A 12,369-nucleotide genomic window follows, 5' to 3' on the forward strand; every position below is an offset into this window, starting at 1 on the left:
GAATGTTAAATGCCGGGAGGGGAGGCCTTTTTGCCGGCCCGGATTGATTTTGCCCGGTTATTTTTGTACACTAAAGAAAGTTTTGAAACGAAAAAGGTGATGAGATTGCGCATTTATATAGAAGGGCTTCAAGATGAAAGATTCCAGCGGCCCCTTGAGCACATAGCCAACCTATTTTTTGAAGAGTCCGAGGTTGTTTTCGCTGAAGAAGAAACAGCCGACCTTGCGATTGTCCTCCGCTATGAGCGGGACGAGGCATCAGTCAGCGCATCTGGAGCGATCAAAGATACGGACATCAAAGCCGACTGCACGAAATCACTTGCGCCCGGTTTGTCGGAGAAAGAAGCGTTCAAACAGGTGAAAAACACCGTTTCCTATATTTATTTAACGATGCTGCAAAAGCATACGGGGATCGTGCAGAAGTGGGGCATCTTGACAGGCGTCCGTCCGACAAAGCTGCTTCACAAAAAACTGCAGAGCGGCTTGTCAAAAGAGCAGGCTCATGCCGAATTAAAAAGAGATTACTTAATTCATGAAGAAAAGATCGAACTGATGCAAAACATCATCGACCGGCAGCTGAAAGCTGTTCCTGATTTATACGAATTGGACAGGGAAGTCTCGATTTATATCGGCATCCCGTTCTGTCCGACAAAATGCGCCTACTGTACGTTTCCAGCTTACGCCATCAGGGGGCAGGCCGGACGGGTCGGTTCATTTTTGTGGGGTCTGCACTATGAAATGCAGAAAATCGGCGAATGGCTCAAAACCCATCATGTGAAAATTACGACCGTTTATTTCGGCGGGGGCACACCGACAAGCATTTCCGCGGAAGAAATGGATCTTTTGTATGAAGAAATGTACCGCTCCTTTCCCGATGTGGAAAATATCCGTGAAATTACGGTTGAAGCAGGCCGCCCTGATACCATCACAGAGGAAAAGCTCGCCGTTTTAAACAAATGGAACATCGACCGCATCAGCATCAACCCGCAATCGTACGAAAATGAGACACTGAAGGCGATCGGACGCCATCATACGGTTGAAGAGACGATTGAAAAATATCATTTGTCACGAAAGCACGGCATGTCGAACATCAATATGGATTTAATCATCGGCCTTCCGGGCGAAGGCGTCAAAGAATTCCAAAACTCCCTTCGCGAAACGGAAGCATTAATGCCGGAGTCACTGACAGTCCATACATTGTCATTTAAACGGGCATCTGAAATGACGAGAAACAAGCACAAATACAAAGTGGCCGACCGCGGGGAAATCGTCAAGATGATGGATGATGCAGTGTCCTGGACAAAACAGCACGGCTATCATCCCTACTATTTGTACAGGCAAAAAAACATCCTCGGCAATCTTGAAAATATCGGTTACTCTTTGCCGGGACAGGAAAGCATCTACAACATTATGATCATGGAAGAAAAGCAGACGATCATCGGCATCGGCTGCGGAGCGGCAAGTAAATTTGTCGATCCGAACACAGGAAAAATCACGCATTTCGCCAATCCGAAGGATCCCAAAACATATAATGACAGGTTTGAACACTACACAGAGGAAAAACTTCGCTACCTGTCTGAGCTTTATGAACAGGACGCCAAAAGCGGGTTTCATAGGGCTTAAATCTGAACTGCCGGCCTAACCGGCAGTTTTTTTGTGAAATGAAACTTCAGACTTAAAAAAAGGTTTTGGAGATTAAAAGTGGAATAGTAAAGCTAACGTCTTTTGAAAACGCATTCGCGGAGGTGCTGAAAGTTGGAGTATATCAAATGGAAAGACAGGGGCGAGATGTTTGAGATTGTCCTGAATCGACCAGAGGCGTATAATGCCTTACATGTCCAAATGCTTGAAGAGCTGAAAGAGGCATTGACCCTTGCTTCGGAAAGTGAAGCGATGCTTTTGCTTCTGAAAGGCAGCGGAAAGGGATTTTCAGCGGGAGGCGACATCAACATGATGCTGTCCACCGATGAAAAACTGTCAGAACTTGTGATTGATACGCTTTCCGATATTGCAATGATGATCTACAGCATGCCGAAGATTACGGTCGCGGCCGTCCACGGTGCGGCGGCGGGGCTGGGGTTGAGCCTTGCGCTCAGCTGTGACCATGTGCTTGCCGACAAAGGAGCAAAGCTGGCGATGAACTTTATCGGCATCGGTCTTGTCCCTGATGGCGGCGGGCATTTTTTTCTGGAACGGCGAATTGGTGAACGCGCCGCCAAAGAACTGATTTGGAGCGGCAAAAAGCTGACGGCTGATGAAGCGAGGAGGCTTCAGCTGGTTGATGCGGTATTTGACGGGGATCTCGACCGCCATGTTGGGGCGCATCTCGAAAAACTGCTCGAATCGCCGCTTTCGGCCATGATTGAGACGAAAAAAATTTATCAGACTTTGAATGCCGGCCGTCTTCGCACAACGCTTGATCTTGAAAAAGTGTCCCAGATCAAAATGAGAAGGACAAGCGATCATCAAGAAGGAATCAGGGCGTTTCTGGAAAAGCGGCAGCCCCGGTTTAATCGCCAATGACTAAAGGCACGAATGGGATGGCGGTCATGGGAATGAGGTTTGAAACGATTTGTAAAAAAATTTAAACTTTTATAAAATGATTCATAAGACACAGGTTGTTGGAGCCGAGGGGGCGGAGAAAATTGAGACAAAAGATTCCATCTGAATTCGTTGCTGCAAAGCTGAATGACTGGTACAACGCCATTCGGAAAAATCAGGTCGCCGCCAGTGAATCATTAAAAGCCGAAATTTTAAACGACTTTCAAGACATGGAAGAAAATCAGGATGTCCTGCTTTATTATTCGCTGCTAGAATTCAGGCATAAGCTGATGCTCAGCTATTTGAAACCAGAAAAAACAGAAAATATTGAAAAAAACCTTCGGGATTTGGAAGAAAAAGAAGACCAAATGACGGGGTTATTAAACTATTACTATTGGTTTTTTAAAGGAATGTACGAATTTAAGCAAAAGCAGTTCGTCAAAGCGATCGACTGTTATAAAATGGCTGAACAAAAAGTGAGCGTATTGGCAGACGAGGTTGAAAAGGCAGAGTTTTATTATAAGCTTGCGGAAATTTATTATTATATCAACCAGCGGTACCTTTCGATCAACTATGCGGAGCTGGCTTCCGAGATTTTTAACAAATACGAAACACTGAAAGAAAAAAAGATTTTTTGCGATTTTATCATTGCCGGCAATTGGGTTGAATCGATGAAATATGGTGATGCGCTGACAAGTCTGTCCAATGCTTTAGAAGATGCGAAAAAAATCGAAAACAGCCATTTGACGGCATCCGCACATTTTAATTTGGGGAATTGCTACTTTTATCAAGGATTATACCGCGAAGCTTCCGACCACATGGAGAGCGCTCTTTCCATTTTCAAACAGGAAAGTTCATCATATATTCCAAAGGTTCTCTACAATTTGATGTACGTCCATCTGAAACAGGCCAATTTTGCTGAAGCGGCCGAATGTTACGAAAAAGGCATCAAAAGTGCGGCATCTCTCGGCGATGAAGAACATGCGGCAAAGCTGAATATTCTGCGGGGACTGTATTTAGACGGAGGGGACCAAATCGCTGTGGAACGCGGATTTGATTATTTGGAGTCGAAACATATGTATTCTGTTGTCGAAGAACTGGCATTAGACGCGGCTCAATATTATAATAAAGTTGAGCGGCTGAAAGATTCCATTTTTTATTATGAAAAGGGCGCTCAGGCAAGACGAAAAATTCAAAGGGGAGATGCGTTGTATGAAAGTTAAGCTGCTGGTTGTCGCGTTGTCGTTGGCTTGTGTGTTGACGTCTGCGAGCTTTTTGTCGGAAAGCGGAAAAGCCCCTTCGCTGTATGCGGACAAAATGATCACGACTTCGGACGGGAATACAACGGCATAGGAGGCGCACTTTAGTCTATGGAGGATTTAGGAAGCCCGGCGGCAAAAGAGTGGAAATCGTTTTGGTCAGTTTCTCTGTTTTTGGTGCTGGGCGCGGCTGGAACTGCTGTCTTCAATCCGGTCTTTCAGTTGGAAGACATGCCGTTTCGCATTTTCGACGTTTTCATCATCTCTGTGCTGATCGCAAACGGTCTCTATTTTTGGCAGAGACATAAAGGCATTGCATTTGTGTCGTTTTTGCTCGGATTGTTTAACCTCGGCTTGTTGGCCGCGTTGATTCTCGGGTAAACAAGCAGTCAAAGGACGGGCGGCGGAACACCGGTGTCTGCTTCGAAGCGCCGCCTCGCGATTTCTTTTATCTTTGGAACACGATCATTTTACCGGACGAATGAACTACACGGTGGGTATGGTCCGAGAATTGTTTTTCCTTCAACAGCTTCTTTCCTTTTTCTTTTGCTTCTTCCTCATTCATCGCTTCAAACCGTTCATTCAGCAAGGTTTCCCCCGAAGGATCGAAAACGGTTACATAATATGTTTCCATTTATATTCTCCTTTCACAAAAAAAGATCTGTTTGTTTAAATTTATATAAAAATCAAAAAAATCCTTTTTAAATTTGTATGACTAACGTATGATTGTAAATTGGAAGGAGGAGTTTTTGATGCTGAAAATCGATCATGTAACGAAAAAGTTCGGTTCTTTTACAGCGGTGAACGATCTGACGCTCGAGATCCCCGAGAAAGAAATGTTCGGACTGCTTGGTGCAAATGGAGCGGGAAAAACGACGACGTTTCGAATGATACTGGGCCTTTTGAATGCGACAGAAGGCGCGGTGACCTGGAAGGGGAAGCCGATCAATTACAATGTCACCGGCAGCATCGGCTATTTGCCGGAGGAACGCGGACTGTATCCGAAGCTGAAAGTAAGAGATCAGCTCGTATACCTCGGCCGTCTGAAAGGCATGTCAAAACAGGACGCGCTTAAAGAAATGGATAAATGGCTGGAAAAATTCCACATTACAGAATATGCGGATAAAAAGGTTGAAGAGCTCTCAAAGGGCAACCAGCAAAAGATTCAGTTCATCACAGCTGTTCTGCACAAACCCGACCTTTTGATTCTCGATGAGCCGTTCAGCGGACTCGATCCTGTCAATGTCGAGCTGTTAAAGGACGCGGTTGTTTCCCTGAAAAACAGCGGAACGTCCATCGTCTTTTCGAGCCACAGGATGGAGCATGTTGAAGAGCTCTGTGAACACGTCTGCATTTTGCAGCGCGGCACGCCGGTCGTTCAAGGAAGATTAAAAGAAATCAAGCGTTCTTTTGGCAAAAAGAACGTCACGATCCACTCAGATGACGACTTGAGTTTTCTCAAAGAAGCGAGCGGGATTACAAAGTGGAGAGAGATTTCTGACGGCGTCAGGCTGCAAATCGAGAATGAGGACATTTCTCGGGAGCTGTTTTCCATGCTTCAAGGGCGCGGGTTTATCCGAAAGTTTGAACTGGAAGAGCCTTCTTTGCATGATATTTTCATTGAAAAGGTAGGTGCCCGTTATGAGTAGGTTTTGGATTGTCCTTTTTCATACATATATAAGCAAGCTGAAAACGAAGTCTTTTATCATCTCGACTGTGATCACACTTGCACTGGTGATGGTCGTCACAAACCTGGGCTCAATTATTTCCATGTTTGACAGTGACGGCGGTGAAGCGGATAAAATCGCCGTCATTGATGAAGCGAATCAGCTGTATGAGCCATTTTCCCAGCAGGTGAAGGCGATTGACAAGGATCATGAGCTGAAGCTTGAAAAAGCGAAGAAGACTGAAAAAGAGCTGGAACAAGACGTAAGAGATGATAAGCTTGACGGGATTCTCATTTTAGCCAAGGATCAAAAAGGCGAAGTCTCCGGAACATATAAGGCGCTTGATATCGCTGAGAAGTCATCTGTTTCCACGATTGAACAGGCGCTTTCACAAACGAAAATCGCCGTCGGCACGGCTGAGCTGAATGTGCCGCCGGAAAAGCTGAATCAGCTTTTTGCACCGGTTAAAATCAAAAGTGTCGCTCTGAAAGAAGGGGCCAAAACGGAGGAAGAGCTGGAGAAGGCGTCAGGCCTTGTCTATATCATCCTGTTTGTCATCTATATATCTGTCGTGATGTATGCATCAATGATCGCGACTGAAGTGGCAACCGAAAAATCGTCCCGCGTCATGGAGATTTTAATTTCCAGTGTACCGCCCGTTCAGCAAATGTTTGCCAAATTGTTCGGGATCGCCCTCTTGGGGGTTACACAGCTGGCCGTCCTGATTCTGGCAGGCTATATGTCCCTGCAGGCAAACGCAGAGAATGCAGGCGGAGCGGCAGAACAGATTAAAGGCTTTTTCGACCTATCCGGTGTTCCTGTGGCAACGCTCGTTTACGGCGTGATTTTTCTGGCGCTCGGCTATTTCCTTTATGCAACGCTTGCCGCATTTCTCGGCAGCATCGTCAGCCGGATAGAAGACGTTCAGCAGACGATTTCCCCGATGATCTTTTTGGTTGTCGCCGGATTTATGATTGCGATGTTTGGTTTAAACGCGCCTGACTCACCATTTATTACGGTCACTTCCTTCATTCCGTTTTTCGCCCCGATGATTATGTTTCTCAGGGTGGGAATGCTTGATATTCCGTTTTGGGAGGCGGCGCTTGGCATCGGCATCACCGCCGCAACCATCATCATTCTCGCGGTCATCGGTGCGCGGGTTTATAAAGGCGGCGTTCTCATGTACGGCCACGGAGGCGGGCTGAAAAATATCAAACAGGCGCTTCGCCTGTCCAAAGACGAATAGTGAGAATAGGAGAAAAGCAGCTTGAAAGAAAAGCTGCTTTTTCCGGTTGATCAATAGAACGTGCATTCGCCTGAAAGCCGTGATAGAATGAGGGCAGAAATTGTTTTATAAAAAAGGAGCAGAAGATTGACAAACATCACATTCATTCACGCTGCCGATCTGCATCTGGACAGTCCGTTCCACGGCCTCAGCCGGCTTCCTGAAGAGGTATACCGCAGGATCAAAAACAGCACATTTCAGAGCGCGGCGAATGTGTTTCAGCTTGCCGTAGATGAGCGGGCTGATTTCATGCTGCTGGCCGGCGATCTTTTCGATGAAGCGAACCGCAGCTTAAAAGCCCAAATGTTTTTGCGCAATCAATTTTTAAAACTCCGGGAAAACGATATTAAGGCTTATGTCATTTTCGGAAACCATGATCATTTGGGCGGGGAATGGACACCTGTTGAATGGCCTGACAATGTCCACATTTTTTCTGCGGAGGACATTGAAGAAAAGCCGTTTTACAAAGACGGCCGGCTTGCAGCGAGCATATATGGATACAGTTATCCGGAGCGCTCGGTATTTGCGAACAAAGCTTCCGAAATGAAAAAAACGACGGACGCCCCCTTCCATATCGGCATGATCCACGGCACGCTTGCAGGGGAAAGCGGCCATGATCCATACTGTCCCTTTTCTCTGCAAGATCTAAAAAACGGCCAGATGGATTATTGGGCGCTCGGCCATATTCATAAACGACAGGTCATTTCATCCGGACATCCGGCGGTGATTTATCCGGGAAACACACAATCCCGCCATATGAAGGAAACCGGTGAGAAAGGCTGCTATCTCGTCAAGGCTCATGAAGGCGAACTTTCCTTTGCCTTTAAAGCGGTTTCGGATGTGCTCTGGGAAACGGTTGATCTCGATATATCGGAAACAAAACATTTAACAGACTTAATCGATCTGATCGAAGGCGTCTTTCAATCATTCAGAAATCAAGGAAAACCCGCCTGCATCAAAGCCGTGCTGACCGGAGAAGCTCCCTCTTATTTGAGGGAAGGGTCGGCGGGAATCACAGATGAGCTGCTTGACATTTTTCATGACCAGGAGCTGGAAGAAGAACATTTCATCTGGCTCGCCGCTGTCGAAGACCGGACTGACAGAGGGATGGAGGACTTGGAAAGCGATTCGTTCTTCCGGGAGCTCACACGTGAAATTAATGATTTTGAGGATATCGGCCTGATTCTCGCCGATTTGGAGAGACACCCCGTTTTCAGAAGGTATGGAGAGCGCTTTGAGAAGGAAGATGTTCACGACATTCGCATTCAGGCGCAAAATGCTCTGCTTCATGGGCTGAAGGTGATCAGGAAGTAAGGGAGGATACGGGGTGAATATTCACGCAATACATATATACGGATACGGGAAGTTTGCCAATCAGATATTTCGCCTTTCGCCTTCCGGCCTTCACTTAATCTACGGGCTGAATGAAGCCGGAAAAACGACGCTGATGTCCTTTATTGAGAGCATGCTGTTCGGCTTTCCGAAAACGAAGCGATACGTGCCGAAAACAGGCGGAATCTACGGGGGAATGCTGGAAGCCCGGCATCCCGAACTGGGTCATATCCGCATTGAACGGATTGCGGGAAAGCCTGAACGGGTCACCGTATATTTAGAAGATGGAAGCACCCGGCCGGAGGCGTTTTTGAAACAGCTGCTGTCAGGCATCGACAGGCGGCTGTATAAAGCGGTCTACTCATTTGATGTGTTCGGGCTTCAAGAGATTCATCAATTCAGCCGTGATCAAATGGACAAGTTTTTGCTTTTCTCAAGTCTGTTCGGATCAGACGCCGTATCCAAAATGGATGAAGCTTTGAGAAAAAGGCAGGAAGAGCTGTTTAAGCCGAATGGCCGGAAGCCGGAGCTCAATCAGGAGCTTGAACATTTAAAAAAGCTTTCTGAAGATCTGAAAAATGCGAAAGCGCGCGAAGGCGACTATCAGCAAATCGTAAACGGAAAAAAAGCCGCGGAAGCGTCCATTAAGGAGAACGAACGGCTGCTGAAAGACCTGATGCACTCGATCGCGCAAATTGAACAGGCGATCGAGATTCATCCGCTGAAGGAAGAGGAGCGGCGGCTGGCCGCAGAGCTTGAGGCGGACGGGGCCGCAGAAAGCGGCTTCCCGGAGGGAGGGCTTTTTGAGCTTGAAAAGTACGAATCCCATCTTCATCCAAAAGCGGCACAGCTGAAGGCGCTGCAAGAAAAAAAACGCGATTTGAAGCAGCAGGCGGCGGCTCTTGCGCCGCATGAAGGCTATTTGCGGCATGAAGCGAAAATCGAAGAGCTCTTATCAGAGCATCCGTTTTACCAATCATATACCGAGACAATCATGACGCTGACGGACAAGCTGAAGCAGACGAATGAAAGGGTTCAGGCCGGGATGAAGCGGTTGAAGATCGATCATGAAGCGGACATTCTCAAGGCGGACACCACATACGAGTACGAGTGGAAGCTTGAGGAGACGGTTCAGACTTTTCTCAGATTGCGCGAAGAGAAACGAACCCTTGATGAACGCTTTGAACAGGCGCGGATCAATCTTGAGGAGGCGGAACAGGCCTGTTCTGATGTTGAAGGCGAAGTGATGCCGGATGATATCCGCAAACAAAAGGAGGAAGCGCTGAGCCGTTTGACAGCAGCCGGCGGAGGGGCCTTGAAACGTGAAGAGCTGCTGCGCCAGCTGTCATTTCTGAAGCGTGAACAAAACGAGCGGATGAAAAAAAGGAAAACCGCTGCTGCCGCGGCGCTGACAGCGGCAATTGCAGCAGGCGCCGCAGCGGTGTTTTTCAAAGCTTGGCTTCCGGCCGCTTTGATCATTCCCTTATCGCTCGTGTTGATTCTTTTCGCATTGAAAAAGCCGGAGCCGTCCTCTGTTATGGCTTTCATGGAAAAGCAGCTTGAAGATGCCGAACGCGGTGCAGCGGAAAATGGCCCGGAACTGAAACGCTTAAGAGAAGCGCTGTGGAGGGACGACCAAAACAGACAGCTGCTCATGGCCAAACAGTCTGAATTGAAGCAAAAAGAGGCGGAATACGAACGGGCGATTCAAAAATTCGAAGAATGGGAAAAAGATTTTTTTCCCTATCAGGAGCAAATCGATCGCTATTTAAAAGAGCTGAACCTGGGAATTGATCCGTCCTTTTTATCCGATGCTTACGCTTTGATGAAGGAACTTTCCACGAGGATATCCGAAAAGAGGGAAATGGAAGACGAACTTCGGAGCTTGAAGGCAAAAAAAGCATCGTTTGAAGAGCGCTTAAGACGGCTCGCCACATCGCTCCTTCAATCTGAAGGCAGCGTGCAGGAGCTGATGTTCAAGCTGAAACACGAGCTTGATTCACAAAAAGAAAAGCTCCTGAAAAAACAGGAGGCAGAGCTGTCTATTCAACATACGGATGAGCAAATCAAAGAATTGTCGGAGGAAGCGGAGTACTTCAAATCACAAATCACCGCATTGTTTCAAAAGGCTGGAGCAAACGGCCGGGATAGGTTTATTGAACTGGCGAAGCGCGATGAGTTCAAAAAAGAAGTGAAACTAGAGCTCAGCCGGATCAAAGCTGAGATCAGCAAAAAAGACGAAAGGGCCGTCATGCTGGCGTCCGCTCATTCTCTTGCCGATCTTAAAGAAAAGCTTGAAGGAGCCAACGAACAAAGGAACAGGACGGAAATTCAGCTGAAAGAAGAAAGGGAAAAGGCTGCTATGCTTTTGGCAGAGCAGCGCAGGCTTGAAGAATCCGGAACGGTTTCCGAGCTCACACACCTGGTGGAAATGCAAAAAGCGCGGGTCACCGAACTCGCCAAAAACTGGGCCTCTGTCAAGCTTGTCAGGCAGGCGGTGAAAAACAGGATAGAAGACCATAAGAAGGTTCGTCTTCCGAAGCTTTTGCATACAGCAGAATCTTTATTAAAGCCGTTAACAGACGGACGATATGAAAACATTTATTTTTCCGAAACAGATGACGCCATGATGGTCATGAGGAAGGACAGAGCTGTGTTTTACGCACACGAGCTTTCCCAGGCCACATGTGAACAGCTTTATTTGGCGATCCGCTTTGCGCTCGCCCTGTCCCAGCAAAAACGCATCAATCTGCCTTTCCTGCTTGATGACAGCTTCGTCCATTTTGACCGAAAAAGGTTTAAACAGGTGCTGGACATATTAAAACGCCTGTCAGGCGAAGAGCAGCAAATATTATACTTTACATGTCATGAACATGTGAGAGAAGCTTTCCGCGAGGGAGAGGTGACAATGCTTTCTCCAAGTCTGCACCAGATGGAAAAATAAGGTTAATGTCAATCTGTAAATAAATGGTATGTGTTATAATGAATTTATGTAAGAAAACGGAGGGAGCTTTAAAATGGCAAAAGGTATTATGCTGCATGAAGTCGGCGAACAGGTCGATATGTATCTGCTTATCAAATCGTCGACAAAAGGGATCGCAAGCAACGGAAAACCGTTTTTAACACTGATGCTCCAGGATCAGTCGGGAGATATTGAAGCAAAGCTTTGGGACGCCAAGCAACATGATGAAACGACTTATGGACCGCAGACGATCGTCAAAGTGGTCGGAGACATTCATCATTACCGCGGGCGGAACCAGCTGAAACTGAGAAACATCAGACCTGCGGCCGAACATGAAAACGTCCGGATCGACGATTTTCTGGAGACCGCCCCGATCCCCAAAAATGAAATGATGGATACGGTCACCCAATATATTTTTGAAATGAAAAACCCGAATATTCAACGAATCACGAGACACCTCGTCAAAAAATACGGAAATGAATTTATGGACTTTCCGGCTGCGACGAAAAATCATCATGAGTTTGTATCTGGACTGGCATACCATGTTGTCTCGATGCTGAAGCTGGCGAAATCGATCGCGGACCTGTACCCGACGCTCGACCGGGATCTGCTGTATGCCGGTGTCATTTTGCATGATCTCGGGAAGGTCAAAGAGCTCTCCGGCCCGGTGTCAACCACCTATACGGTTGAAGGGAATCTGCTCGGCCATATTTCAATTATGGTGACGGAGATCTCAAAAGCCGCAGAAGAGCTGCAAATTGATACCGAGGAAGTGCTGATTCTTCAGCATTTGATTTTAAGCCACCACGGCAAACCTGAATGGGGAAGCCCGAAGCCGCCGATGGTCAAAGAGGCGGAGGTCCTTCATTATATTGACAATCTTGACGCGAAAATCAATATGATGGAAAGGGCGCTCGAACGGGTCAAGCCTGGTGAATATACGGAACGCGTCTTTGCTTTGGATAACCGCTCCTTTTACAAGCCTAGTTTTCATAAATAAACGTCATAACTTGTCTCCTTTTTGCATAATGTCTGATATACAGTTTATTGAAAAAGGGGGATGAGCCATGCTGCTGTTTCCGTGGTGGGTCTACCTTTGCATCGTCGGCATTATATTCAGCGCTTATAAGCTGATGGCGACCGCAAAGGAAGAGGAAAAGATCGATCAGTCGTTTATAGAAAAAGAAGGCCGCATTTATATCGAGCGCATGGAGAAGGAAAAAGAAAGGCGAATGAAGCGTTCTGCCGATGACAAAAACGAGGGTTCAGAGAAAAATGAACATTCCATCGCATAATAAAAAGCTGTCCTCACCCCTTAGGGAT

The 12,369-nt window shown here is 46.9% G+C and carries 12 protein-coding genes; 11 read left to right on the plus strand and 1 reads right to left on the minus strand.

Annotation, left to right across the window (positions count from 1 at the left end; translation table 11 throughout):
• Nucleotides 1–105: 105 nt before the first annotated feature.
• The 5 genes from M654_RS07210 to M654_RS07225 all read left to right on the plus strand — a co-directional run bounded on the left by M654_RS07210 (nt 106) and on the right by M654_RS07225 (nt 4,181).
• Complete coding sequence (locus M654_RS07210) at nt 106–1,623, plus strand: coproporphyrinogen III oxidase (protein WP_026586248.1); 1,518 nt, start codon at nt 106–108, stop codon at nt 1,621–1,623.
• A 132-nt stretch (nt 1,624–1,755) separates the two neighbouring features.
• Entirely contained in the window at nt 1,756–2,523 is a 768-nt protein-coding gene (locus tag M654_RS07215) for an enoyl-CoA hydratase (protein ID WP_026586249.1), read from the plus strand.
• 122 nt (nt 2,524–2,645) lie between these two features.
• Nucleotides 2,646–3,764, plus strand: a complete 1,119-nt coding sequence (locus M654_RS07220) for a Rap family tetratricopeptide repeat protein (protein ID WP_026586250.1) — start codon at nt 2,646–2,648, stop codon at nt 3,762–3,764.
• Nucleotides 3,754–3,894, plus strand: a complete 141-nt coding sequence (locus M654_RS23510; protein WP_179115746.1) for a hypothetical protein — start codon at nt 3,754–3,756, stop codon at nt 3,892–3,894. The genes M654_RS07220 and M654_RS23510 overlap by 11 nt, the downstream gene beginning before the upstream one ends.
• Nucleotides 3,895–3,911: 17 nt before the next feature.
• Nucleotides 3,912–4,181, plus strand: coding sequence for a hypothetical protein (locus M654_RS07225; RefSeq protein ID WP_026586251.1), 270 nt, complete (start codon nt 3,912–3,914; stop codon nt 4,179–4,181).
• Nucleotides 4,182–4,248: 67 nt separating this feature from the next.
• Here the strand turns inward: M654_RS07225 and M654_RS07230 are convergent, their stop codons facing one another.
• Nucleotides 4,249–4,434 (minus strand): YhzD family protein, encoded by a 186-nt coding sequence (locus M654_RS07230; protein ID WP_026586252.1) that lies wholly within the window; start codon nt 4,432–4,434, stop codon nt 4,249–4,251.
• Nucleotides 4,435–4,552: 118 nt separating this feature from the next.
• Here M654_RS07230 and M654_RS07235 point away from each other — a divergent pair, with 118 nt between their 5' ends.
• The 6 genes from M654_RS07235 to M654_RS07260 all read left to right on the plus strand — a co-directional run bounded on the left by M654_RS07235 (nt 4,553) and on the right by M654_RS07260 (nt 12,341).
• Nucleotides 4,553–5,449: an ABC transporter ATP-binding protein gene (locus M654_RS07235; protein WP_026586253.1), complete on the plus strand. Its 897-nt coding sequence runs from the start codon at nt 4,553–4,555 to the stop codon at nt 5,447–5,449.
• On the plus strand, nt 5,442–6,713 hold the full coding sequence (locus M654_RS07240) for an ABC transporter permease (RefSeq protein WP_026586254.1): 1,272 nt from the start codon (nt 5,442–5,444) through the stop codon (nt 6,711–6,713). The genes M654_RS07235 and M654_RS07240 overlap by 8 nt, the downstream gene beginning before the upstream one ends.
• Before the next feature lie 126 nt (nt 6,714–6,839).
• Nucleotides 6,840–8,066: a metallophosphoesterase family protein gene (locus M654_RS07245; protein ID WP_026586255.1), complete on the plus strand. Its 1,227-nt coding sequence runs from the start codon at nt 6,840–6,842 to the stop codon at nt 8,064–8,066.
• Nucleotides 8,067–8,079: 13 nt separating this feature from the next.
• On the plus strand, nt 8,080–11,028 hold the full coding sequence (locus M654_RS07250; RefSeq protein WP_026586256.1) for an ATP-binding protein: 2,949 nt from the start codon (nt 8,080–8,082) through the stop codon (nt 11,026–11,028).
• 73 nt (nt 11,029–11,101) lie between these two features.
• Nucleotides 11,102–12,046: a 3'-5' exoribonuclease YhaM gene (yhaM, locus tag M654_RS07255; RefSeq protein ID WP_026586257.1), complete on the plus strand. Its 945-nt coding sequence runs from the start codon at nt 11,102–11,104 to the stop codon at nt 12,044–12,046.
• Between the two features lie 67 nt (nt 12,047–12,113).
• On the plus strand, nt 12,114–12,341 hold the full coding sequence (locus M654_RS07260) for a sporulation YhaL family protein (RefSeq protein ID WP_026586258.1): 228 nt from the start codon (nt 12,114–12,116) through the stop codon (nt 12,339–12,341).
• Nucleotides 12,342–12,369: the final 28 nt, after the last annotated feature.

Origin of the sequence: Bacillus sp. NSP9.1 (assembly GCF_000465465.2) — a bacterium.
Lineage (GTDB): Bacteria > Bacillota > Bacilli > Bacillales > Bacillaceae > Bacillus > Bacillus sonorensis_A.

Coding starts and splice junctions, on each gene's coding strand:
- M654_RS07230 (WP_026586252.1), bottom strand. CDS start 4,434: ATGGAAACATATTATGTAACCGTTTTCGATCCTTCGGGGGAAACCTTG.
- yhaM (WP_026586257.1), top strand. CDS start 11,102: ATGGCAAAAGGTATTATGCTGCATGAAGTCGGCGAACAGGTCGATATG.
- M654_RS07260 (WP_026586258.1), top strand. CDS start 12,114: ATGCTGCTGTTTCCGTGGTGGGTCTACCTTTGCATCGTCGGCATTATA.
- M654_RS07225 (WP_026586251.1), top strand. CDS start 3,912: ATGGAGGATTTAGGAAGCCCGGCGGCAAAAGAGTGGAAATCGTTTTGG.
- M654_RS23510 (WP_179115746.1), top strand. CDS start 3,754: ATGAAAGTTAAGCTGCTGGTTGTCGCGTTGTCGTTGGCTTGTGTGTTG.
- M654_RS07235 (WP_026586253.1), top strand. CDS start 4,553: ATGCTGAAAATCGATCATGTAACGAAAAAGTTCGGTTCTTTTACAGCG.
- M654_RS07240 (WP_026586254.1), top strand. CDS start 5,442: ATGAGTAGGTTTTGGATTGTCCTTTTTCATACATATATAAGCAAGCTG.